The sequence below is a fragment of the Rhodanobacter soli genome, assembly GCF_039523495.1.
GTDB lineage: Bacteria > Pseudomonadota > Gammaproteobacteria > Xanthomonadales > Rhodanobacteraceae > Rhodanobacter > Rhodanobacter soli.
The window spans coordinates 1,816,254-1,837,580 of record NZ_BAAAFK010000001.1 but is presented as its reverse complement, the minus strand read 5'-3'; the positions used below and the strand labels follow the sequence as shown (position 1 = coordinate 1,837,580).

At 65.8% G+C, this 21,327-nt stretch carries 23 protein-coding genes, 1 tRNA gene and 1 pseudogene; 19 read left to right on the top strand and 6 right to left on the bottom strand.

The genetic code is table 11. The annotated features are described in order from the left end of the window. The first annotated feature begins 10 nt into the window (after window positions 1-10). The 3 genes from rnk to epmA are packed head-to-tail and all read left to right on the top strand — an operon-like array spanning window position 11 to window position 3,819. On the top strand, window positions 11-418 hold the full coding sequence (gene rnk / locus ABD024_RS08365; protein ID WP_343851533.1) for a nucleoside diphosphate kinase regulator: 408 nt from the start codon (window positions 11-13) through the stop codon (window positions 416-418). Window positions 419-472: 54 nt separating this feature from the next. Further along, a complete protein-coding gene (gene ligA / locus ABD024_RS08360; RefSeq protein ID WP_343851531.1) occupies window positions 473-2,863 on the top strand; it encodes an NAD-dependent DNA ligase LigA in 2,391 nt (796 codons plus the stop codon). After that, a complete protein-coding gene (gene epmA / locus ABD024_RS08355) occupies window positions 2,863-3,819 on the top strand; it encodes an EF-P lysine aminoacylase EpmA (protein WP_343851529.1) in 957 nt (318 codons plus the stop codon). The genes ligA and epmA overlap by 1 nt, the downstream gene beginning before the upstream one ends. 35 nt (window positions 3,820-3,854) lie before the next feature. Here the strand turns inward: epmA and aqpZ are convergent, their stop codons facing one another. Continuing rightward, complete coding sequence (aqpZ, locus tag ABD024_RS08350; RefSeq protein ID WP_343851527.1) at window positions 3,855-4,556, bottom strand: aquaporin Z; 702 nt, start codon at window positions 4,554-4,556, stop codon at window positions 3,855-3,857. Window positions 4,557-4,742: 186 nt separating this feature from the next. On the opposite strand from aqpZ, the gene ABD024_RS08345 reads away from it, so the two are divergent. Then, a complete protein-coding gene (locus ABD024_RS08345) occupies window positions 4,743-6,041 on the top strand; it encodes an MFS transporter (RefSeq protein ID WP_343851525.1) in 1,299 nt (432 codons plus the stop codon). Here the strand turns inward: ABD024_RS08345 and ABD024_RS08340 are convergent. Then, the gene (locus tag ABD024_RS08340; protein WP_343851523.1) at window positions 6,038-6,724 is read right to left on the bottom strand and encodes a DUF2461 domain-containing protein; all 687 of its coding nucleotides are present in this window, start codon (window positions 6,722-6,724) and stop codon (window positions 6,038-6,040) included. The two genes, ABD024_RS08345 and ABD024_RS08340, sit on opposite strands and share 4 nt — an antisense overlap. Before the next feature lie 33 nt (window positions 6,725-6,757). Continuing rightward, complete coding sequence (gene sbcB, locus ABD024_RS08335) at window positions 6,758-8,203, bottom strand: exodeoxyribonuclease I (protein ID WP_343851520.1); 1,446 nt, start codon at window positions 8,201-8,203, stop codon at window positions 6,758-6,760. A gap of 71 nt (window positions 8,204-8,274) precedes the next feature. On the opposite strand from sbcB, the gene orn reads away from it, so the two are divergent. The 4 genes from orn to ABD024_RS08315 all read left to right on the top strand — a co-directional run bounded on the left by orn (window position 8,275) and on the right by ABD024_RS08315 (window position 12,232). Beyond that, window positions 8,275-8,841 (top strand): oligoribonuclease, encoded by a 567-nt coding sequence (orn, locus tag ABD024_RS08330; protein WP_343851518.1) that lies wholly within the window; start codon window positions 8,275-8,277, stop codon window positions 8,839-8,841. 31 nt (window positions 8,842-8,872) lie between these two features. Then, window positions 8,873-9,787 (top strand): dihydropteroate synthase, encoded by a 915-nt coding sequence (gene folP / locus ABD024_RS08325; protein WP_343851516.1) that lies wholly within the window; start codon window positions 8,873-8,875, stop codon window positions 9,785-9,787. Window positions 9,788-9,845: 58 nt separating this feature from the next. Further along, window positions 9,846-11,198 (top strand): phosphoglucosamine mutase, encoded by a 1,353-nt coding sequence (gene glmM, locus ABD024_RS08320; protein ID WP_343851514.1) that lies wholly within the window; start codon window positions 9,846-9,848, stop codon window positions 11,196-11,198. 98 nt (window positions 11,199-11,296) lie between these two features. Continuing rightward, entirely contained in the window at window positions 11,297-12,232 is a 936-nt protein-coding gene (locus ABD024_RS08315; RefSeq protein WP_343851512.1) for an isopenicillin N synthase family dioxygenase, read from the top strand. Between the two features lie 4 nt (window positions 12,233-12,236). On the opposite strand, the gene ABD024_RS08310 is transcribed toward ABD024_RS08315, so the two are convergent. After that, window positions 12,237-12,908, bottom strand: coding sequence for a DUF6445 family protein (locus tag ABD024_RS08310; protein WP_343851510.1), 672 nt, complete (start codon window positions 12,906-12,908; stop codon window positions 12,237-12,239). A 59-nt stretch (window positions 12,909-12,967) separates the two neighbouring features. Beyond that, the gene (locus ABD024_RS08305; RefSeq protein WP_343851508.1) at window positions 12,968-13,777 is read right to left on the bottom strand and encodes an SDR family NAD(P)-dependent oxidoreductase; all 810 of its coding nucleotides are present in this window, start codon (window positions 13,775-13,777) and stop codon (window positions 12,968-12,970) included. A 127-nt stretch (window positions 13,778-13,904) separates the two neighbouring features. Between ABD024_RS08305 and tpiA the strand changes: the two genes are divergently transcribed. From tpiA to ABD024_RS08285, 5 genes and pseudogenes are all read left to right on the top strand, one after another. Then, a complete protein-coding gene (gene tpiA, locus ABD024_RS08300; protein ID WP_343851506.1) occupies window positions 13,905-14,672 on the top strand; it encodes a triose-phosphate isomerase in 768 nt (255 codons plus the stop codon). A gap of 7 nt (window positions 14,673-14,679) precedes the next feature. After that, on the top strand, window positions 14,680-15,132 hold the full coding sequence (secG, locus tag ABD024_RS08295; protein ID WP_343851504.1) for a preprotein translocase subunit SecG: 453 nt from the start codon (window positions 14,680-14,682) through the stop codon (window positions 15,130-15,132). Window positions 15,133-15,143: 11 nt separating this feature from the next. Beyond that, a tRNA-Leu gene (locus ABD024_RS08290) sits at window positions 15,144-15,228 on the top strand. A gap of 167 nt (window positions 15,229-15,395) precedes the next feature. Continuing rightward, window positions 15,396-15,641, top strand: a pseudogene (locus ABD024_RS16290) (Arm DNA-binding domain-containing protein); the annotation flags it as partial. Between the two features lie 24 nt (window positions 15,642-15,665). Continuing rightward, a complete protein-coding gene (locus ABD024_RS08285; protein WP_343851502.1) occupies window positions 15,666-16,676 on the top strand; it encodes a tyrosine-type recombinase/integrase in 1,011 nt (336 codons plus the stop codon). A 109-nt stretch (window positions 16,677-16,785) separates the two neighbouring features. Here the strand turns inward: ABD024_RS08285 and ABD024_RS08280 are convergent, their stop codons facing one another. Continuing rightward, window positions 16,786-16,998 (bottom strand): hypothetical protein, encoded by a 213-nt coding sequence (locus tag ABD024_RS08280; protein ID WP_343851500.1) that lies wholly within the window; start codon window positions 16,996-16,998, stop codon window positions 16,786-16,788. Between the two features lie 442 nt (window positions 16,999-17,440). Here ABD024_RS08280 and ABD024_RS08275 point away from each other — a divergent pair, with 442 nt between their 5' ends. The 6 genes from ABD024_RS08275 (at window position 17,441) to ABD024_RS08250 (ending at window position 21,296) form a co-directional block, all read left to right on the top strand. Then, window positions 17,441-17,659 (top strand): hypothetical protein, encoded by a 219-nt coding sequence (locus tag ABD024_RS08275; RefSeq protein WP_343851498.1) that lies wholly within the window; start codon window positions 17,441-17,443, stop codon window positions 17,657-17,659. Continuing rightward, entirely contained in the window at window positions 17,649-18,491 is an 843-nt protein-coding gene (locus ABD024_RS08270; protein ID WP_343851496.1) for a ParB/RepB/Spo0J family partition protein, read from the top strand. The genes ABD024_RS08275 and ABD024_RS08270 overlap by 11 nt, the downstream gene beginning before the upstream one ends. Before the next feature lie 241 nt (window positions 18,492-18,732). Continuing rightward, complete coding sequence (locus tag ABD024_RS08265) at window positions 18,733-19,257, top strand: hypothetical protein (RefSeq protein WP_343851494.1); 525 nt, start codon at window positions 18,733-18,735, stop codon at window positions 19,255-19,257. 182 nt (window positions 19,258-19,439) lie between these two features. Next, window positions 19,440-19,703, top strand: a complete 264-nt coding sequence (locus tag ABD024_RS08260) for an AlpA family transcriptional regulator (RefSeq protein WP_343851492.1) — start codon at window positions 19,440-19,442, stop codon at window positions 19,701-19,703. 521 nt (window positions 19,704-20,224) lie between these two features. Further along, window positions 20,225-20,479, top strand: a complete 255-nt coding sequence (locus tag ABD024_RS08255; protein WP_343851489.1) for a hypothetical protein — start codon at window positions 20,225-20,227, stop codon at window positions 20,477-20,479. A 163-nt stretch (window positions 20,480-20,642) separates the two neighbouring features. After that, a complete protein-coding gene (locus ABD024_RS08250; RefSeq protein ID WP_343854560.1) occupies window positions 20,643-21,296 on the top strand; it encodes a response regulator in 654 nt (217 codons plus the stop codon). Window positions 21,297-21,327: the final 31 nt, after the last annotated feature.

Sequence of the window (21,327 nt, the reverse complement as noted above, 5' to 3'; positions counted from 1 at the left end):
AGGAAAAGTCATGAGCAAGCCACCGATCACTGTTTCCCGCATCGACCTGGAACGCATCGAAGCGTTGCTGGAGCGCCTGCCGGCCGCCGAGGCCGAGAAGCTCGATGCGCTGCGCGCGGAGCTGGATCGTGCCGACGTGGTCGAGCCGGCGGCGATGCCGCAGCATATCGTGACGATGAACTCCACCGTCACTTTCGAGGACGAAAGCAACGGCGAAAAGCTGACCTTGACCCTGGTGTACCCGGTGGCCGCCGGTGCGCCCGGCACGGTGTCGATCCTGGCGCCGGTGGGCAGCGCGCTGCTCGGGCTGGCGCGCGACCAGCAGATCGACTGGCCCACGCCGGACGGCCGCAAGCGTCGCCTGAAGGTGCTGGAGATCGCCTACCAGCCGGAGGCGGCGGGACACTTCCACCGCTGAGTCCCATCGCGCGCCGGTGTCGTTAAACTGCGGGGAGATCCGAAGGAGACCCGCATGACCGAACGCCCGGCCCCGGCCGAGACTGTCGCCCGCGCCGCCGCGCTGCGGGCGCAGATCGAGCAGGCCAACTACCGCTACCACGTGCTTGACGACCCGGACATCACCGACGCCGAGTACGACCGGCTGATGCGCGAACTCGAGGCGCTGGAGGCCGAGCATCCCATGCTGGCCTCGCGCGATTCGCCCACGCGCAAGGTCGGCGCGCGCGCGCGCGGCGGCTTTGCCGAAGTGCGCCACGCGATCCCGATGCTGTCGCTGGGCAATGCGTTCGAGCAGGATGGCGACACCGAGCGCGAACGCTTCCGCGAAGTGGCCGAGTTCGAGCGCCGCATCGAGCAAACGCTGGAACGGCGTGAGCCGGTATTTTCGGTGGAACCGAAACTCGACGGCCTGGCGATCAGCCTGCGCTACGAACACGGCGTCTTCGTGCAGGGCGCCACCCGCGGCGACGGCGAGACCGGCGAGGACGTGACCGCTAACCTGCGCACGGTACGCGCCATACCTTTGAAGCTGCGCGGCAAGGGCTGGCCTGACGTGCTCGAAGTGCGCGGCGAAGTGATCATGCTGCACAAGGATTTCGAGGCGTTCAACGACTACGCCCGCAAGCACGGCGAGAAGCCGCTGGCGAACCCGCGCAACGGCGCGGCCGGTTCGCTGCGCCAGCTCGACCCGGCGATCACCGCGAAGCGGCGTCTGAGTTTCTTCGCCTACGCGATCGGCGTGGTCGAGGGCGGCGAGCTGCCGCCGACGCATTCGGCCACGCTGCAGCAGTTGCGCGAGTGGGGCTTTCCGGTCTCGCCCGAAGTGGGTATCGCACGCGGCTTCGACGGACTGATCGCCTACTTCCACCGCATCGGCGCCAGGCGCGACAGCCTGCCGTACGACATCGACGGCGTCGTGTACAAGCTGGACGACTACGCCGGCCAGCGCGAGATGGGTTTCGTCTCGCGCGCGCCGCGGTGGGCGATCGCGCACAAGTTTCCGGCGCAGGAACAGACCACGCAGTTGCTCGACATCGAGGTGCAGATCGGCCGCACCGGCGCCGCCACGCCACGCGCGCGGATGGAACCGGTGCAGGTGGCCGGAGTGACGGTGACCTATGCCACGCTGCACAACGCCGACCAGGTCGCGCGGCTGGACGTGCGCGTGGGCGACACGGTGATCGTGCGCCGCGCCGGCGACGTGATTCCCGAAGTGGTGCGCGTGGTCGAAGATTTGCGCCCGGCCGGCACGGTGCCGTGGACGATGCCCACGCACTGTCCGGTGTGCGGCTCCGCGTTGCTGCGCGAGGAGGGCGCCGCGGCCTGGCGTTGCTCCGGCGGGCTGGTCTGCGCGGCGCAACGCAAGGAGGCGCTGATCCACTTCGCTTCGCGCCGCGCGATGGACATCGAAGGTTTGGGCGAGCGCTTTGCCGAGGCACTGGTGGAACTCGACATCGTGCACTCGCCGGCCGACCTGTATGCGCTGACGGTGGAACGCTTCGTGGCGATGAAGCAGGCCATCGACGAGCGCGACGGCACCACGCCGGAGACGGTGAAGGCCGGCAAGGTCGCGACCAAGTGGGCGGAAAACCTGGTGGCCGGGATCGAGGCCAGCAAGCACACCACGCTGGCGCGCTTCCTGTACGCGCTGGGCATCATGCACATCGGCGAAAGCACGGCCAAGACGCTGGCGGCGTGGCTGGGCCGGCTCGACTTCGTGCGCAGCACGCCGGCGCCGGTGTTGCGCGTGCTGCCGGATATCGGCAGCGAAGTGGCCACTTCGATCGCCGGCTTCTTCGCGCAGGCGGGCAACGAGCAGGTGGTCGACGCGCTGCTCGAAGCCGGCATCATGTTCAGCGACGAGGGCGCGCCATCACCGCTGCTGCGCGAACGCCTGAACCTTGGCGTGTTGCTGGCCATGGCTCATATCAACAAGCTCGGTCCGAAGAACTGCAAACTGCTGGCGCAACATTTTCCCACGCTCGACCTGCTGCTGGCCGGCGGCTCGGCACACTGGATCACCGCCGGTGTGCCGCAGGCAGCGGCGACCAGTCTGCAAAGCCATCTCGCCGATCCCGCCGCCTTGGCCGAGCTGCGCGAGGCCGAGGCCGCGATGCAGCGCCTGCTTGAAGCAATTCCGCGCACGGCCAAGGCGGCCACGGCGCCGCTGGAAGGGCAGACTTTCGTGCTCACCGGCACGCTGGCCTCGCTCAGCCGCGACGAGGCGAAGGATCGACTCGAAGCGCTGGGCGCCAAGGTCTCCGGTTCGGTGTCGAAGAAGACCAGCGCGGTGATCGCCGGCGAAGCCGCTGGCTCCAAGCTGGACAAGGCGCAGGAGCTGGGCGTGCCGGTGTGGGACGAGGCGCAGTTGCTGGCCCTGCTCGGCGAGCACGAGGCCGGCTGATGGGCGTCGAACCACTCGCCGCCCTGCAATTACGCGCGCGGCTGTACGCGCTGATCCGCGCCTTTTTCGCCGAGCGCCATGTGCTGGAAGTGGAGACGCCGATCCTGTCGGCGGCCGGCAACACCGAGCCGAACATCGAGAGCTTCAGCACCACGTTCAGTGGTCACGTCGACGCCGGCGCACGCGAACGCTGGCTGCGCACCTCGCCGGAGTATCCGCTGAAGCGGCTACTCGCGGCCGGCATCGGCGACTGCTACGAGCTGGGCCGGGTGTTCCGCAACGGCGAGGCGGGCGGGCGGCACAACCCCGAGTTCACCATGCTGGAGTGGTACCGGGTCGGCTGGGACCATCGCCGGCTGATGCAGGAAACCATCGCGCTGGTCGAGGCCGCGCTGGCGATGGTGGAACGGCGCGCCGAGGTGCTGGTGACGAGTTACCGGCAACTGTTTCTCGATGGGCTGGGCATCGACCCGATACATGCCTCGATCGACGAGCTGCGTGCACCACTGGTGGAGTTCGGTATCGGTCCGGAAGGGTTGAGCCACGATGACTGGCTCGACCTTTTGATCACGCACAAGCTGCAACCGGCGTTTCCGCGCGATCGCATCACGCTGATCCACGACTACCCGGCCAGCCAGTGCGCACTGGCGAAGATCCGTCCCGGCGAACCGCCGCTGGCCGAGCGCTTCGAGCTGTACCTGGGCCGCCACGAACTGGCCAACGGCTATCACGAGTTGAACGATGCGGCTGAACAGCGCACGCGCTTCGAGCGCGACAACGCGGTGCGGCGTGCGCGCGGTCAGCGCGAGATCCCGCTCGACGAACGCCTGCTCGGCGTGCTCGACGCGCTGCCCGACTGCGCCGGCGTGGCACTGGGCGTGGAGCGCCTGCTGATGTGCCTGGCCGACACCGACGCGATCGCCGACGTGCTGGCCTTCCCGTTTTCCGAAGCCTGAAAACGGGCCCCGCCACCTGCGGGGTCCGACGCGGATCAGTCGCGGCTTTCCAGCAGGTAGCGGTAGATCAGGCCGCCGACGATGCCGCCGATCAGCGGCACCAGCCAGAACACCCACAACTGGTCGATCGCCCAGCCACCGTGGAACAGCGCCACGCCGGTCGAGCGGGCCGGATTGACCGAGGTGTTGGTGATCGGGATGCCGACCAGGTGGATCAGGGTCAGCGACAGGCCGATCGCGATGCCGGCGAAACCGGCCGGTGCGCGCTTGTCGGTGGCACCGTGGATCACGATCAGGAAGAACGCGGTGAGTACCAGCTCGGCCACGGTCGCCGCGTGCAGCGAGTAGTGGTCGGGCGAGTGTTCGCCGTAGCCGTTGGAGGCGAAGCTGCCGGCGGTCACGTCGAAACCGGCCTTGCCGCTGGCGATGATGTACAGCACGGCACCGGCGGCGATCGCGCCAAGCACCTGGATGACCACGTACGGCACTACGTCCTTTGCCGGGAAACGGCCGCCGGCGCACAGGCCCACGGTGACCGCAGGGTTGAAGTGCCCGCCGGAAATGTGCCCTACCGCATAGACCATGGTCAGCACGGTGAGGCCGAAGGCCAGCGCCACGCCGGCGAAACCGATGCCCAGCTCCGGGAACGCCGCCGCGAAGATCGCACTGCCGCAACCACCAAACACCAGCCAGAACGTGCCGAAGAATTCGGCACCGAGACGCTTGCTCATGTTCATCGTGGGAACTCCTGCTGCGAAGGGAAGGAGATACCTGGCGTGCCCATGCGCATGCTGCGGCAGCGCATGGCGCGCCAAGTCAAGCACACCCGGGTGTTGTCCGCCATGCCGGATGCCGTCGTGCCGGCGAACGCGGGGCAATCTGCGGTAAGGTGGCGCGCCTTCCGCCGCCGGGACCGTCCGTTGATGAATGCGCCGTCCGTAGCCGACCACGAGCGCCTGCGTCCACGCGACGTGAAGACCCTGCTGCTGTCTGCGCTGGGCGGTGCGCTGGAGTTCTACGACTTTGTGGTGTTCGTGTTCTTCGCGATCCCATTGAGCCATCTGTTCTTTCCGCCCGACACCGCACCGTGGCTGGCCCAGTTGCAGGTATTCGGCATCTTCGCGGCCGGCTACCTGGCGCGGCCGCTGGGCGGCATCGTGATGGCGCACTACGGCGACAAGCTGGGGCGCAAGAAGATGTTCACGCTCAGCGTGTTCCTGATGGCGGTGCCGACGCTCGCCATCGGCCTGCTGCCGGTGTACGCGCAGATCGGCATGCTGGCGCCGCTGCTGTTGCTGGTGCTGCGGGTGGTGCAGGGCATTGCGGTGGGCGGTGAAGTACCGGGCGCGTGGGTGTTCGTGGCCGAGCACGTGCCGCCGAAGCGGATCGGTTTTGCCTGCGCCAGTCTTACCTCGGGACTCACCGTGGGCATCCTGATCGGTTCGCTGGTGGCCGCGGCCATCAACAGCCGGATGACCCCGGCCGAGGTGCTCGACCACGGTTGGCGGCTGCCGTTCCTGGCCGGCGGCGTGTTCGGTTTCTTCGCGGTGTGGTTGCGCCGGTGGCTCAGCGAGACGCCGGTGTTCGAAGCGATGCATGCGCGCAAGGAGCTGGCTTCGGGGCTGCCGCTGCGACTGGTGTTCGAACGGCATCTGCCCAGCGTGCTGCTGTCGATGCTGGTGACCTGGATGCTCACCGCCGCGATCGTGGTACTGATCCTGATGACGCCGACGCTGGTGCAGTCGGCGTTCCATGTCACGCCGGCGCGCGCGTTCTTCGGCAATAGCGTGGCCTCGTTCGCGTTGGCGCTGGGTTGCCTTTTCTACGGCTGGCTGGCCGACCGCACCGGTTACGCGCGGGCGCTGCTGTTCGGCGCGATCGGTTTGCTGGTGTGCGGCTACGCGTTGTACCTCGACCTGCAGGCCGGTGCCGCGCATTTCGTCGCGCTGTACGCACTGGCGGGTTTCGCCGTGGGCGTGGTCGGCGTGGTGCCGGCGCTGATGGTGGTGGCGTTTCCGCCGGCGGTGCGTTTCTCCGGCCTGTCGTTCTCGTACAACGTCGCCTATGCGCTGTTCGGCGGCTTGACGCCGCCACTGATCGGCCTGCTGATGAAGCAGTTCGGTGTGCTCGCACCGGCGCACTACGTGGCGTTCACCGCCATGATCGGGATCGCCGTGGCGGCCTGGCTGCTGACCGTGCGGCGCGCGGCGGTTCCTGCCTAGAACTCCAGTTCCTGCGCCGCGCACAGGTAGTCGACCAGCGGCGCGACCTGCTTGAACGTGGCCACCGTCCACGGCAGCAGCTCGTCGGAACAGGCCAGCGCTTCGCTGAACACGGTGGTGGCGACGAAGTCCTTGCGCTTGAGGTCCTCGATCAGCTCGTGCGCGGGATCGTAGCCGCGCGGTGGGCGCACCAGCGATTCGCCACCCAGCTGCAGGTGCTCGCGAAATGCCTTGCCCTGGGTGGCGCGCTTCCATGCGGCCGGGTTGTCGACCAGGAATTCGCGGATGTGCTTCAACGCATCCGGTTCCGGGTGCCACATGCCGCCGCCGGCGAAGCATTCGCCGGGTTCGATGTGCAGGTAGAACCCGGGCGCCTGGATCTCGTGCCGGCGCTGGTGGAAGAAGCGCGAGCCCTGCCACGACTTGTACGGCAGCTTGTTGTTGGAGTAGCGCGTGTCGCGGTAGATGCGGTACAGCGAGCCGCCGTTCTTGCGCGGGTCGGCGCGGTAATGCGCGCTGATCTTCGCCAGCGGGGCCTGCAGGTCGGTGATCAGCTGCAGGAACGGCTCGCGCACGTGGCGCTCGTAGTCGTCCTTGTGCGCGTGGAACCATTCGCGGTTGTTGTTGCGCTCGACCGCGCGCAGGAAGCGGAAGGTTGCGGGGGTGAAATAGCTCTGGGGCATGGCGGGTCTTGAGGGCGGATCGGGTGGGTTGGATCAGAGGGGTTCGACGCTGACGGCGAGTTGTTCGCCCCAGGCCTGCAACTGGTCGAGCAGGGCCAGTTTGTCCTGCGCGTGCGGATCGTGGCGCAGCTCATCGAGGCGGGCGAAATAGTCGTCGAGGGTGAGCCCGGTCAGCGGCGTGTGCCGGGTGAGGCGAGCCTGGCGGAAGCTTTCCCAGCGCGCGTGTTCCCCGGCATCCAGCGTCTCGGGCCAGTTGCGCGCGCGGTAGCGGAACAGCAGTTCCGGATAGCGCGGATCGCGGAACGGGAACGCGCGCGTGCCCAGCTCCTGCGGCGGCGTGGCGCGCACCTGGGCCAGCAGGCGCTTGTCCGCGTCGGGCAGGAAGCCGCCGCCGTACAAGGCCAGTTCGGGGTCTTCCGGTGGCGGCAGTTCGGCGGCGCGCTGGAACACGCGGCGCAGTTTCTCGGCGAGTCCGTCGACGGCATGCAGCACGTCGCGATGGCCCTGGCAGCGGGCCAGGTCCAGCTGCAGGCGCTCCAGGTCCACGCCTTGCAGCACCGACAGTGGCGCCAGCGCCGGCGCGTGGTTCGCGCGCACGGTGCGCAGCGGAATGCGTTCGACGTCCTCCGGCAGGTCGGCGCGCGCGGTGAAGATGCGGTCGGCGATCTCGTCCTCGTCCAGCGCCAGCCATGCGGCCGGGTCGGTGGCGAGGTCGTACACGATCACCTCGCCGGGGCGGCTGGGATGCGGCGCCAGCGGTGCAATCACGGTCAGGCAGTGGCGGCTGGCCGGGTAGCGCGAAGAGACGTGCACCAGCGGCGTCATGTTCACCACGTCGAGCAGTTCGAACACCTTCTGCTTGCGGCGCAGGCCGTAGTACCAGTCCCACAGCCGCGGCTGGCGCACGCGGATCAGCCGGGCCAGCTCGATCAGCGCATGGACATCCGACAAGGCATCGTGGGCGCGCTCCTGGGTGAGCCGGTTCGCGCTGGCCAGGTGTTCCAGCTTGAAGCTGGGCGAGCCGTCCTCGCGGGTCGGCCAGACGATGCCTTCGGGCCGCAGCGCCTGGCACAGGCGTACCAGGTCGATCAGGTCCCAGCGCGAGTTGCCGTTCTCCCACTCGCGACCGTATGGCTCGTAGAAGTTGCGGTACAGCATCTGCCGGGTGAACTCGTCGTCGAAGCGCAGCGAGTTGTAGCCCACGCCGCAGGTACCCGGCGCGGCCAGCTGTTCGTGCACGCGGGCAGCGAATTCGGCCTCGCTGACGCCTTCACGTTCGGCCTGTTGCGGGGCGATGCCGGTGATCAGGCAGGCATCGGGGTGGGGTGGCATCTCCAGCGACGGCTTGCCGTAGAACATCACCGGTTCGCCGATGACCTCCAGCTCCATGTTGGTGCGGATGCCGGCGAACTGCAGCGGCCGGTCGCGCCGCGGGTCGGCGCCGGAGGTCTCGTAGTCGTGCCAGAAGAAGGTCTGCATCCGGCCATGATCGCATGGCCGAAAGCCGGGCCGGCATGAGGCTGATAAACTCCGCCCCACAAGGAGAGCCCATGAGCCAAGTACACGAAGACAACCTGATCTGGATCGATCTGGAGATGACCGGCCTCGACACCGACAACGACTCGATTCTGGAGATCGCCACGGTGGTTACCGACAAGGACCTGAACGTGCTGGCCGAAGGGCCGGTATTCGCCATGCGTCATGAAATCGACCGGCTGGAGTCGATGGACAGCTGGAATACCAACCAGCACCACAAGTCGGGCCTGTGGCGACAGGTACTGATCTCGGAAACCGATCACGCGATGGCCGAGCAGGCCACAGTCGATTTCCTGCGCGCGTGGGTGCCGCCGGGCAAGTCGCCGATGTGCGGCAACTCGATCTGCCAGGACCGCCGCTTTCTGCACCGGCAGATGCCGCGACTGGAACGCTATTTCCACTACCGCAACCTGGACGTCTCCACGATCAAGGAACTGGCCCGACGCTGGGCGCCGGAGATCGCCAAGAGCGTCGGCAAGGAATCGGCGCATACCGCACTGTCGGATATCCGCGACTCCATCGCCGAGCTGCGTCATTATCGCCGCTACATGGGCGAACTGGGCGGCAGTATCGAAGCCTGAGCGCTGCGCCGTTTCCGAAATTGACGAGGTCATGAGCATGTCGATCGATCTGTTTGCGCCGGTGCTGGATTGCGCCGGGCGTCCGTTGCGGCTCGATCGCGCGCGGGTGGTCGGCATCCTCAACGTCACCCCCGACTCGTTTTCCGACGGCGGCACGCACGACAGCGTGGAAGCGGCCGTGGCACACGGGCTGCGCCTAGCGGAAGAGGGCGCCGACATGATCGATGTCGGCGGCGAGTCAACCCGCCCCGGCGCGGCCGACGTATCGGTCGAGGAAGAGTTGCGCCGGGTGCTGCCAGTGATCGAACAACTGATCGCGCGCACCACGCTGCCGATCGCGATCGACACCTCCAAGCCGGAAGTGATGCGTGCGGCGGTGGCCGCCGGCGCCGGCATGATCAATGACGTGTATGCGCTGCGTCGCGACGGTGCGACGGAGGCCGCGGCTGAACTGGGCGTGCCGGTGTGCCTGATGCACATGCAGGGCGAACCGCGCAGCATGCAGGCCGAGCCGCACTACGACGACGTGGTCGGCGAGGTGCATCGGTTCCTCACCGACCGGCTGTTCGCCTGCGAACTGGCCGGGATCGACCGGCGCAAGGTGCTGGTCGACGTCGGCTTTGGTTTCGGCAAGACGCTGGAACACAACCTGGCGCTGCTGTGTGCGCTGGAGCGTTTCGCCAACCTCGGCAGCGGCGTGTATGCCGGACTGTCGCGCAAGTCGATGATCGGCACGCTGACCGGCCGCAGCGAACCCGCCGAACGTGCGGCCGGCTCGGCCGCGGCCGCGTTGATCGCAGTTCAGCGTGGCGCCCGCATGGTGCGCGTGCATGACGTGGCCGCCACCGTGGATGCGCTGGCGGTATGGCAGGCGGTGCATGCGGTCGACGCCGTACCGCGGCGCGAAAACAAACCCGCCGCCCCGCGCTGGCCAGACGACGATTGATCGGCTGGGCGAGGTGGCGCGGCGGAAACGGGGAAAACCTTTCGGAATGACGGACACGATGAGCCAGCGCAAATATTTCGGTACGGACGGCATTCGCGGCCTGGTCGGGCAATGGCCGATCAGCGCGGACTTCATGTTGCGGCTGGGTCGCGCCGTCGGCAGCGTGCTGGCACGCGACGGCAAGGAGCGGCCCAATGTGCTGATCGGCAAGGACACCCGTATTTCGGGCTACATGTTCGAGGCTGCGCTGGAGGCTGGCCTGGTCGCCGCCGGCGCCGACGTGGGCCTGCTCGGCCCGATGCCGACGCCGGCGGTGGCATACCTGACCCGCTCGATGCGCGCGCAGACCGGCATCGTGATCAGCGCTTCGCACAACCCGCATCACGACAACGGCATCAAGTTCTTCTCCGCCAATGGCGAGAAGCTGTCCGACGCGGTCGAACTGGCGATCGAGCAGGAGATCGACGCCGAGTTCGTCACGGTGCCGTCCGAGCGGCTCGGCAGGGCCCGCCGGATCGACGATGCGGTGGCCCGTTACGCGGAATACTGCAAGGGCACCGTGGCCGAGGATTTCAGTCTGCGCGGGCTCAAGCTGGTGCTGGATTGCGCGCACGGCGCGACCTACCAGGTGGCACCGAAAATATTTGCCGAGCTGGGCGCCGAGGTGATCGCCATCGGCGACAAGCCGGATGGCTTCAACATCAACCGCGAAGTCGGCTCGACCCATCCGCAAACCCTGCAACAGGCGGTGCTGGCGCACGGCGCCGACCTCGGCATCGCGTTCGATGGCGATGGCGATCGCGTGCAGCTGGTCGATCGGCATGCCGTACTGGCCGACGGCGACGACATCCTCTATGTGCTGGCGCGCAGCTGGCATGCGCAGGGAATCCTGAAGGGGCCGGTGGTCGGCACCCTGATGAGCAACTATGGCCTGCAGCTCGCGCTGGCCGAACTCGACGTGCCGCTGATCCGCGCCAACGTGGGCGACCGCTACGTACTGCAGCAGCTGAAGGAGCATGGCGGCGTGCTCGGCGGCGAAACTTCCGGCCACGTCCTGTGTCTGGATCGTGCCACCACCGGCGACGGCATCGTCGTCGCGCTGGCCGTACTGGAGGCGCTGGCGCGTTCCGGCGTGGACCTGGCCGCAGCACGGCAGGGTCTGCAGAAAATGCCGCAGGTGATGCTCAACGTGCGTGCCGCCGGCGCACGCGAGGCACTGGCGAGCAGCGAGGTAAAACAGGCTTTGGCCGAGGCGGAGCAGATCCTGCACGGCCGCGGCCGGGTGGTGCTGCGCGCTTCCGGTACCGAACCGCTGGTGCGCGTCACCATCGAGGGGGCCGATGCGGCGGAAGTGCAACGGTTGGCAGAGAAGCTCGCGGGGACTGTAAAATCCGCAGCCGAACGCTCGTGAACCTGTAGTGGTATTGGGTCGCCATGGATTGGCCCGACGTGCCCCGCCCTTGCGGTGGCGGATGAATCGACCGCACGCCCAACCTGGTGACTACAGCCATGAAGAATGTTCCAACCCTCGACATCCGCCGTTACGACACCGATCGTGACGCCTTCGTCGCCGAGATCGGCGCGGCTTACCGGGAATTCGGTTTCTGCTGCATCAGTGGCCACGGCATTGCGCGTGAGCTGATCGACGGCTCGTACGACGTGTTCCAGCGCTTCTTCGCGCTGCCCACCGAAACCAAGATGAAGTACCACATCGCCGGTGCCGGCGGTGCGCGCGGCTACACGCCGTTCAAGGTGGAGACCGCCAAGGACAGCCAGTACGCCGACCTCAAGGAGTTCTGGCACATCGGCCGCGAGATCCCGCGCGATTCGAAGTTCGCCGATGTGATGCCGCCGAACATCTGGCCCAGCGAAGTGCCGGATTTCAGGCAGTACGGCTACGGCCTGTACGAGGCGCTGGACCAGCTAGGTACGCGCGTGTTGCGTGCACTGGCCTTGCATATCGACGAGCCGGAAAACTTTTTCGAGGACAAGACCGACGTCGGCAACTCGATCCTGCGCCCGATCCACTATCCGCCGATCACCCAGGACAACATCCCCAACGTGCGTGCCGGCGCGCACGAGGACATCAACTTCATCACCTTGCTGGTCGGCGCCAGCGCCGAAGGGCTGGAAGTGCTCACCCGCGAGGGCGAGTGGCTGCCGATCACCACCGAGGGTGACGCGATCGTGGTGAACATCGGCGACATGTTGCAGCGGCTGAGCAACCACGTGTATCCGTCCACCACGCACCGGGTGGTCAACCCGAAGAACGAAAACGCGCGCAAGCCGCGTTATTCGGTACCGTTCTTCCTGCACCCGAATCCGGACGTGGTACTGGACCCGCTGGATTCGTGCATCACGCCGGACAACCCGCGTCGCTACGACACCTCGATCACCTCGCACGAGTACCTGCTGCAGCGGTTGCGCGAGATCAAGCTGATCTGAGGTTTCAGGCCATCCAGAAGAATACGGCGGCCATGCGTTTGGCCGCTGTTTCCAGCCCCCAATACGCACTGGCGCTATGGATCAGGTTGGCCTTGTAGACCAGCAGCCGGTTGTAGCGATGCGCCACGCGCACATCCTCGACAAACGAATTCGGCTGCACGAAGCGATTACCCAGTGCCTCGGCCAGGTTGCGGTGCGGCGGCAGCACGATATTGCCGCCGAGCTGGCCGCCGGGCATGCGCTGGCGGAAGAAACTGGTGCCGCATTGCTCCGGCACGTCGGGGTTGAGATACAGCACGGCGGCGTAGCGACACAGATTCGATGAATCGGTATGCGGCTTGACCGCGCCTTCGACCGAGCCGACCACCTGCACGCAATTGTGGTTGAGCCGGATGCCGGTCCCGGTCTGCTCGACCCAGACTTTCTTCGCGCCGGTCAGCCGGCACACTTGGGCATCCAGTGCGGCCAGCTCTTCGTCGAGCAAGGCGGGCATGGCGCGCATGCCCGGCCATACCTCGCCGGTGTACGGATAACCCATTTCCCAGTCGGTCTTGGCCAGGCAGCGCGCGCGCACCTCGTCGGCATTCGGCAGCACGTCGTCGACCACCCAGTAATCGCGGCCTTCGACGGGCTTGCGATAAGGCAACGGGCGCATCTGGACAGGGAACAGGGACATTCGATGAAGGCCGATGGTGTGTGCGGGAAAACGGTAGCCGACGACGCAAATCCACGAAGCTAGATCTGGGTATTCCGGTAGCGTTTCGACTCCCGTGCGGAAAGCCACATGGCCAGCCGGTCCGGCAGCAACTGGATGACGGCCTTGATGGTGCGGTTGACCTGGCCCGGGATGTACACGGCGTCGCCGCGTTCGACCGCCGCGATGCCCTGATGCACCACCTCTTCCGCACTCAGCCACATGAAGCCGGGCAGTTTGTCCATCTTGTCGCGGGTGCGGGTGATGTCGTGGAATTCCGACCAGGTGAAGCCGGGGCAGAGCGCGCAGACATTCACCCCGGCCGCACGGTTTTCCAGCGCCAGCGACTGCGAGAACTTGATCAGATAGGCCTTGCTGGCGGCGTACAGGGTATGTCCGGCCGGGCCCGGGACGTGCCCGGCGAGCGAGGCGACGTTGATGATGCGGCCATGGCCACGCTGGCGCATGCCGGGCAGCAAGCGCCAGGCCAGTTCGGTGGGCGCGGTCAGCAGTACCTGCAGGAAGTCCGCGTGGGTGGCCCAGTCGTTGGCGACGAAGGTGCCGGGCACGCCGTACCCGGCATTGTTGATCAACCAGTCGACCTGCAGGTCACGCTGTTCCAGTGCATCGCACAGTGCCCGTGGCGTGGCTGGGTCAGCGAGGTCGTGCGGCAGCACGGTAACCTGGATGGCATGTTGTCCGCGAAGTTCAGTGGCGAGAGCTTCCAGCCGATCGGCGCGGCGCGCGGTCAGCACCAGGTCGTGGCCGAGCGCGGCGAGTTGCCGGGCAAACGCGGCACCGATGCCGGACGAGGCACCGGTGATCAGGCTGAGCGGGCGGGGAGGCGGCATGCGGCGTTCCATGTGGCGAATCGTCATTCTTGACCGGGCCGGCCGATCGGCGCCAGTAGGCAGTGCGGGTTTGCCCATATCCGGGGCCGTCGGTAAGCTTGCGGTTTGACCGCAACGGAAGCAGCACATGCGCAAGAAATTCGTCGCCGGCAACTGGAAAATGCACGGCAGCCGTTCGATGGCCAAGGCCCTGGTGAACGACATCGCCACCGGCATGCCGGACGATATCGATGTGGCCGTATTCCCGCCGTTTCCGTACGTGGCCGAACTGGCCTGGCAGCACACCGACTCCGGTCTGGGCGTGGGCGCGCAGGACGTCAGCGAGCATGAGGGGCAGGGCGCATATACCGGCGAAGTCTCTGCCGCCATGCTGGCGGACATTGGCGCGCGCTGGGTGCTGGTCGGGCATTCCGAGCGCCGCCAGTATCACGGCGAAGACGACGAACTGGTCGCGCGCAAGTTTGCCGCGGCCCATGCCGGCGGCCTGACGCCGATCCTGTGCGTGGGCGAGACCCTGGAGCAGCGTGAAGCCGGTGAAACCGAGGCGGTCATCGCACGGCAGCTGCGGGCCGTGCTGGCGCTCAATGGCGTGGCCAGTTTCGACACCGCGGTCATCGCCTACGAGCCGGTCTGGGCGATCGGCACCGGCCACACCGCCAGCCCGGAGCAGGCACAGCAAGTGCATGCCTTCATTCGTAGCCAACTGGAAAAAGAAGATGTTATGATTGCCCGTCTGACCCGACTGCTTTACGGCGGCAGCGTCAAGGCGGCCAATGCCGCGGAATTGTTCGCGCAGGCGGACGTGGACGGAGGGCTGATCGGCGGTGCCTCTCTGACCGCATCCGACTTCCTTGGAATCTGCGCCGCGGCGCATCAGGCGCTACAGGCTCAATAGAAACCTTATGTTCGTCATTTTCAGCGTGTTTTACATTCTGATCGCTGCGGCGATGATCGTGCTGATCCTGCTGCAGAACGGCGCTGGCGCCGATGCCGGCTCGGGCTTCGGTGGCGGCGCGTCGGCCACGGTGTTCGGTGCGCGTGGTTCGTCCACGTTCCTGACTCGTGCCACTGGCGTGCTTGCGGGTTTGTTCTTCCTGCTCAGCCTTGGCATGGGCATCTACCTGCATGGCAACGGGGCGCCGCACACCAATACGGAAGATCTGGGCGTGATGGCCGCGCTCGCCGACAAACCGGCTGCGGGCAAGGCAACGCCGGCCGCCGGCTCGGAAGTACCGTCGGCGGCTCCTGCCGCAAACAACAACGCCGTCCCGGCCGCAGCGCCGGCGGCAACCCCCGCCCCGACCCAGAGTCAGGGCGAGGTGCCGGCAGCCACCAAGCCGCCGGCCAAGCACTGAGCAATACACCTGCCCAGGTGGCGGAACTGGTAGACGCACTACCTTGAGGTGGTAGCGACGCAAGTCGTAGGGGTTCGAGTCCCCTCTTGGGCACCATTTGACAGTTTCAGGGAGTCTCACGAAGTCTCTGGATCACACGAAACCCCGCAGAGAAGCGGGGTTTTTTGTTTCTAACGGTCTTGCGTCGTCTCGGGAAAGCTTGGACTTTTGGGTAGGTTTTTGGGTATGTTGGCGGTTATTCCTACCCAACATGGTCTCACGTTATGCCCCGCCTCGCTGTCCCGCTTACAGAGACACAAATCAGCAGAGCCCGCGCCAAAGCCAAGCCGTATGCACTCTCCGATGGCAATGGGTTGTCTCTCGCAGTGAGTACAGCAGGGCTCAAGGCGTGGACAGTCCGCTGCCGGCTCCCCGATGGATCGCGGCCAGCTCCGGCCATCATCGGCCACTACCCGGCAATGAGTCTCGCGCAGGCGCGTGTGCGAGCCGTGGAAGCACAGCGAGACGCAAGGCAGGGAAGAGCAACCGAAGGCGTGCGGAAGATTCAGCAGGCCGCAGCGATGGCCGCCAATGCGGAGCAGCTGGCCGACACGCGGGCATTGCAGGCCACCTTTAGCGCCGTGTCGGGCCGCTGGCTGGCAGAGAAGCGGCCAAGCTGGGCAGCCGAAACGTACCGGAAGGCGCGGCTTGTCGTGGACTCCTACCTTGTGCCGAAGCTGGGCGATGCCGACATGCGCACGCTGGAAACCAAAGACGTGCGGCCCATGCTGATCGAGATGGCAGCCAAGACACCACAGCTTTCCCGGAAGGCCCGGCAGTACGTCGGCAGCATCGTGGATCATGCGATCAACGAGGGACTGCGGCCGGATGAAAGCGCGCTCAGGCTTGCCCGGAGCCTGCCCACCTTCCGCAGCGGACACATGCCGGCCGTCACCGACGACGAGGGCAAGCTGGGCGAAGTCATGCGCGCCATTGATGCCCACGGGAACCGCGTGGTTCGTGCGGCGCTGACCTTGGCAGCTCTGACCGTCATGCGGTCTGGCGTGGTTGCAAGCGCGCGATGGTCAGAGATTGACCTGGAGGCAGGGGAGTGGAAGATTCCGGGCAAGGAGCCGGACGGCAGCAACCGAATGAAGACCGGGCAGGATTACAGCACGTCGCTGCCGGAGCAGGCGCTGGAGGTGTTGCGGGAGATGCACGCGAGGAGTGCGGGTGAGGAACACGTCTTCCCACCACAGGCCCGGCAGAAGACGCCGCACCTGTCCCGCGATGCGCTGAGCAAGGCGCTCAGGGATATGGGCTTTCAGGGTGTACACACCACTCACGGCTTCCGGGCATCACTGCGCACGCTAGGCCGTGAGCGGCTGGGCATCGACGTGGACGTGTTGGAGGCACAGCTTGCCCATGCGCCGAAGGACGAGATTGAAGCAGCCTACGCGCGGGTGAAGTTCAAGGAGCAGCGCCGGGACGTCATGCAGGCATGGGCCGACCATCTGGACAAGCTGAAAGGCGGCAACGTGGTCGAGTTCAAGCGGAAGGCGTAAAAGCCACGCCCCCGCGTCTATGGTTTGCTGTCCGTCTGTCTTGATCTGTCGTTTTGCATCGGAAACACGGCAGCCGCCAGCAGGATACCAGCGGCCACCATTCGGCCGTTTAGAAGGCCAACGCGAACCGCCCCAGCGCCAGCCCGAACCGGGGCACACTGGCACCACCCTTGCTGCGCTCCGCGTACAGCACACACGGCCCGATGGCGTACAGGGTGCAACCAGCCGCCAGCGTCGCACGGCCGAACCATTCGCCGAAGTTCACGGGATCACAGCCGCGTCGCTGGATGGTGAAGGCCCGACCGCACAGCCGCAGATTCAAATGAGACACACGCTTCTCCTTGCTTGCCCGCCGTTCGAGGATGCCGCAGCGTGGCGGTCTGAGCGCAGCGGCGGCGGGAGGATAGACCGGAAAAATCAACCCGTGGCGGGATGCAACCCGATAGCGGGATACATCACGGCGAAGCGGCTGCAAGCCTTTGATGTGTATGGTGAATGGATATAGTCGTCAACATCACCGAAAGAGACGCCACAGCGCCGCCCGTGCCGGCCTGAGACTGCCCGAGAATTAAGTGGTCATCATCACAGAAGGGAACGGCGCAGCCGGCCCCTGCCGCTGAACACTCACGCCGCCGACCACACCACCACAGACCACACCCCGCACCACCCATGACCACCCGAGGGCACCCCAGCGGCCCCCGGCGCCTTGCCGTGCCCGTCATTCGGACACACCCACCACCACCGACCGCAGAGAGACACCACGCATGATCGACTTCGACCCCGTAGCACTGGCCGCAGCCATCGCACTGAGCGAGCCGCTGAACATCCGCACCATCGCCTTCGACGTGCCCACCTTCGACCGCCTGAAGGGCTTTCAGCGGAAGCTGGAAAGCTTCATCCGCAGGGACACCGGCAACGCCGAGATTCTGAAGTATCTGATTCACACGCACCCGGAAGTGAAGGCGCTGGGCGATGGACGTTGAACGGGTACTTCAGCGGCTTCAGGCCGCCGAGGTGCAACACCTGCCACTGAAGGCACTGAACACCGACGAAGCATTGCAGCCCCGCGAGGCCCGCATGGTTCCCCTCAGAGAACAGATGAGAGTCGAGAGGCGCAGCGAGGAGCACGCCGGCACCTTGCGGCTTGCACTGGAAGCAGCACACACCACCGAGCTTGAACCCGTGTTTGCGGCAGACATCGGCGGCGCCCTGTTCGTAGCCGACGGTCACCACCGCCTGAAGGCGTATCGACTGGCGAAGCGGGAGACCATACCGGCCCGCGTGTTGCCCATGAGCCACCGGGAGGCCGTGCTGGTTTCCAAGCTGGTCAACTGCGCAGAGAGGGCGCTGGAGATGCACCCCGAACAGAGGCGGGATGCCGCGTGGCAATACCTGGCCGCAGTGACGCACAGAGGAGCTAAAGGGCTGCCCACGGGCGAATCCTTCCGGACCGTCGCCGGCCGTTTCGGCATCGGGAAAGACACGGTGCAGCGGATGTTGCGCACGCTGCCAAAGGTGAACCCGAAGGACCACGAGGGTCACCTTGATCCGGGCACCGGTTGGCCGAGGTGGCCCCGTGTACGCCGAGGGCCTGATGGATGGACACAGGACGCAGAGGAGATGAATGTGGAACAGATCACACGACACAACGCCGAACAGTTCGCCAAAAAGTACGGCGCGCTAATCGACCAATTCACCGTCGAGGAAATCCGGCTCGGGTTGCAGCTCCACGAGAGCGAGGTACTGATGGATACCGTCAACGAAGACGCCGCAGACTTTGCGCGGGAAACCGCTGACGCCGACGCCGATTACTGACCCGCAGAAACGGCACCAGATAGCGGCCCACTGTCGCACCAGTGACGGGGTTTGCGACACCCAGCTGTCGCAGTGAGACACCACCAGCCAGCTGTCGCAGTGAGACACCGCCGACGCCGGCCACTCGCTGGCTGGTTGTAGCAGACACCCACCAGCAACACCCACCACCCACCCATACACCCCCTTCACTGCCTGCCTCGCAGACGGTGACGGGCGGCTATTCCATAGAGAGAACGACCGCATGAAGAAACAGCAGGCAGCACCCGAATACACCACCGACGCAGACGGCCAGCGGCTTGCGCACGTGGCATTGGCGAACAGCAACCAGCGGGCCACCTTGTACGTCGAGGACTACCGGCGACTGATGGATGCAGGTTTCTCCCGGCATTGGCAGTACACCGAAGACGGGCGCGGGAGCGCCTATGTAACGCTCTGCGCATACACCCGCGAGGGACGCGGCCGGATGATTCCCGTAGCTCGCTTGCTGGCCGATGCCGGCAACGGTGAGCGCGTCCGTTGCAATGACGGCAACACACTGAATCTGCGCTCCGAGAACCTGACGACCTACCCCGGCCGCGCATGGTTCGCTGCCTCCGATTGGTTCCCCACCACCGACGCACTGCGAGCAGCAGGAATCACACCGGCAGCGAACGCCGCACCCCGCCGCCGACGGAAGCGCCGTAGCACACCGCTGGAGACCATGGAGAACAGCAGGCACCCCACGGCCCTCCGCACTACCGGGCAGGCCACCAACGCGCCGCAGTGAGCCGAGGGAGACCAAAAGGTTCACCGCAGATTTCCGCAGGGGTATATGAGCGATTGAAGTCCGCGCAGACCCCCCGTAGCACCCCGGCGCCACCACGCCACACCCCCGTCGACACCACACCACCCAGCAGGGCACAGCAGCCAGTCCAGCGGCTGCCTTGCCGTGCGCGAAGGAATGACAGCATGAACGACAACACCAGCAGCAACCAGCAGCAAACCACCGCGCCAGTCCCGCCCATCTTGCCGGCCATCATCCGGCTACCCGAGGTCTTGCAGTCAGTAGGCTTGTCCCGCCCCAGCATCTACCGACTGATGAAGCTGGGCGAGTTTCCGCAGCAAGTGAAGCTAGGCTTGTCTTCTGTTGGATGGATGCGCGCCGAGATCGCGCAGTGGATCACTGATCGAATGGACGCACGCGCTACACCCCAACCGCCGCTGGCAGCCTGACCCGCTGCCGGGGACTTCCTACCCACCTCCCTACCCAAAAGTCCCCGCCATTGAATTAGCATCCGGAACTGCGGAAACAGGTGTAGCAATAACTTTTGGGTAGGCAAGTGGGCATGTAGTGGCGAGAGCTACGAATTTACTCGTGTAAAATCAATTGCATGAAGTATCTTTCGGGTCTCCTCTTGGGCCCCATCGAGAGCCCAACGGGGCGGCTGATATCACCGTGCATACAAAAAAACCGCCAACTGGCGGTTTTCCTGTCTGCTGCGGTTTCAGCGATTGCTCATTGAAACCCTGTATTGGTGCCCAAGAGGGGACTCGAACCAACAGGGGGGGTGTTCCGAACATCGGGCAGCCAGCCGGGTAGCCGCGCCGTGCTTCCCGCACAATGCTTGTGGGTGGTGGCCGACATATCCAGCCTTGCGACCATGACACATTGTGCCCCGACGATGGAGGCATCGGATGACCGATCGGTCGTGTCGCTGCCAGGTGGTTCCTCACTGGAAGGGGGAGGGGGTGTCATGGTGGCGATTTCGCTGGAGCAATCGGCCACGGGTAACTGGCGTGTCTGCCGCTGCCGGATCACGTTGTTCAATGACCTGCAGCTGGAGGCGGCAATCAAGCTTGCCCGGGAAATGGCTCGCGATGAGCATCAGCGCCTCGGGCAACAGGTCCGGGTGGAAATGCCGGGCTCGCTTTCCACGATCGTGCTGGCGCAATATGCCGACGACGACGACGAAAGCAAAAGCAACGCGGCCGACGCGCTGGCCGCCTGAGCAACTTTTGGCTTGGGGTCCCTATCACGCCATGATGCCGCGCCAGCGTACCTGCGCGCCGCAGATGCGCCGGATCTCGTGCCATACAACGGAAGTACCGAACTGCTTGCAATGAGGCGTCGTGCAGCCTAATTTCATCCAGCCCAACCAAGGAGGGCGTCAAGTGATCAATGTGGTCCTGGTGGACGATCACGAGCTGGTTCGCACCGGCTTTCGAATGATCTTGCAGCAACAGCCGGACATCCGCGTCAGCGGCGAAGCGGGCAGTGCCGAAGATGGCCTGCATCTGATCCGGACGCTGGCGCCGGACATCGCCCTGGTCGACGTGCACATGCCTGGCATGAGCGGGATCGAGCTCACCGAGCGCGTCTGCCGCTCGAAAATGTCCACGCATGTCGTCATCGTGACGGTGGTCGATGACGCGCGTTTCCCCAAGCGCCTGCTTGATGCAGGCGCGCTCGGCTACCTGACCAAGGGCTGCAGCGCCGATGAACTGGTGTCTGCCGTGCGCCAGGTGGCCGGGGGCCGTCGTTATCTTGCCCCGGCAGTCGCGCAGCAGCTTGCGCTGGCCACCCTCGACGGCAGCGCCTCACCGTTCGACGTGCTATCCAGCCGCGAACTCGAGGTGGCGATGATGCTGGTTCGCGGCAAGCCGCTGACGATCATCGGCGAGCAGCTCAACCTGAGTCCAAAAACCGTATCCACCTACAAGCAACGCCTGATGGAGAAGCTGCGCGTGGACCATGTGCTCAGCCTGGCCCATCTGATGACGGTGCACGGATTGATCGATACGCCGAACCATCACGTCGGTAACTGACGCGACGACCGCATCGCCGCGTCGTGACTCG

Coding starts and splice junctions, on each gene's coding strand:
- rnk (WP_343851533.1), top strand. CDS start 11: ATGAGCAAGCCACCGATCACTGTTTCCCGCATCGACCTGGAACGCATC.
- ligA (WP_343851531.1), top strand. CDS start 473: ATGACCGAACGCCCGGCCCCGGCCGAGACTGTCGCCCGCGCCGCCGCG.
- epmA (WP_343851529.1), top strand. CDS start 2,863: ATGGGCGTCGAACCACTCGCCGCCCTGCAATTACGCGCGCGGCTGTAC.
- aqpZ (WP_343851527.1), bottom strand. CDS start 4,556: ATGAACATGAGCAAGCGTCTCGGTGCCGAATTCTTCGGCACGTTCTGG.
- ABD024_RS08345 (WP_343851525.1), top strand. CDS start 4,743: ATGAATGCGCCGTCCGTAGCCGACCACGAGCGCCTGCGTCCACGCGAC.
- ABD024_RS08340 (WP_343851523.1), bottom strand. CDS start 6,724: ATGCCCCAGAGCTATTTCACCCCCGCAACCTTCCGCTTCCTGCGCGCG.
- sbcB (WP_343851520.1), bottom strand. CDS start 8,203: ATGCAGACCTTCTTCTGGCACGACTACGAGACCTCCGGCGCCGACCCG.
- orn (WP_343851518.1), top strand. CDS start 8,275: ATGAGCCAAGTACACGAAGACAACCTGATCTGGATCGATCTGGAGATG.
- folP (WP_343851516.1), top strand. CDS start 8,873: ATGAGCATGTCGATCGATCTGTTTGCGCCGGTGCTGGATTGCGCCGGG.
- glmM (WP_343851514.1), top strand. CDS start 9,846: ATGAGCCAGCGCAAATATTTCGGTACGGACGGCATTCGCGGCCTGGTC.
- ABD024_RS08315 (WP_343851512.1), top strand. CDS start 11,297: ATGAAGAATGTTCCAACCCTCGACATCCGCCGTTACGACACCGATCGT.
- ABD024_RS08310 (WP_343851510.1), bottom strand. CDS start 12,908: ATGTCCCTGTTCCCTGTCCAGATGCGCCCGTTGCCTTATCGCAAGCCC.
- ABD024_RS08305 (WP_343851508.1), bottom strand. CDS start 13,777: ATGCCGCCTCCCCGCCCGCTCAGCCTGATCACCGGTGCCTCGTCCGGC.
- tpiA (WP_343851506.1), top strand. CDS start 13,905: ATGCGCAAGAAATTCGTCGCCGGCAACTGGAAAATGCACGGCAGCCGT.
- secG (WP_343851504.1), top strand. CDS start 14,680: ATGTTCGTCATTTTCAGCGTGTTTTACATTCTGATCGCTGCGGCGATG.
- ABD024_RS08275 (WP_343851498.1), top strand. CDS start 17,441: ATGATCGACTTCGACCCCGTAGCACTGGCCGCAGCCATCGCACTGAGC.
- ABD024_RS08270 (WP_343851496.1), top strand. CDS start 17,649: ATGGACGTTGAACGGGTACTTCAGCGGCTTCAGGCCGCCGAGGTGCAA.
- ABD024_RS08265 (WP_343851494.1), top strand. CDS start 18,733: ATGAAGAAACAGCAGGCAGCACCCGAATACACCACCGACGCAGACGGC.
- ABD024_RS08260 (WP_343851492.1), top strand. CDS start 19,440: ATGAACGACAACACCAGCAGCAACCAGCAGCAAACCACCGCGCCAGTC.
- ABD024_RS08255 (WP_343851489.1), top strand. CDS start 20,225: ATGGTGGCGATTTCGCTGGAGCAATCGGCCACGGGTAACTGGCGTGTC.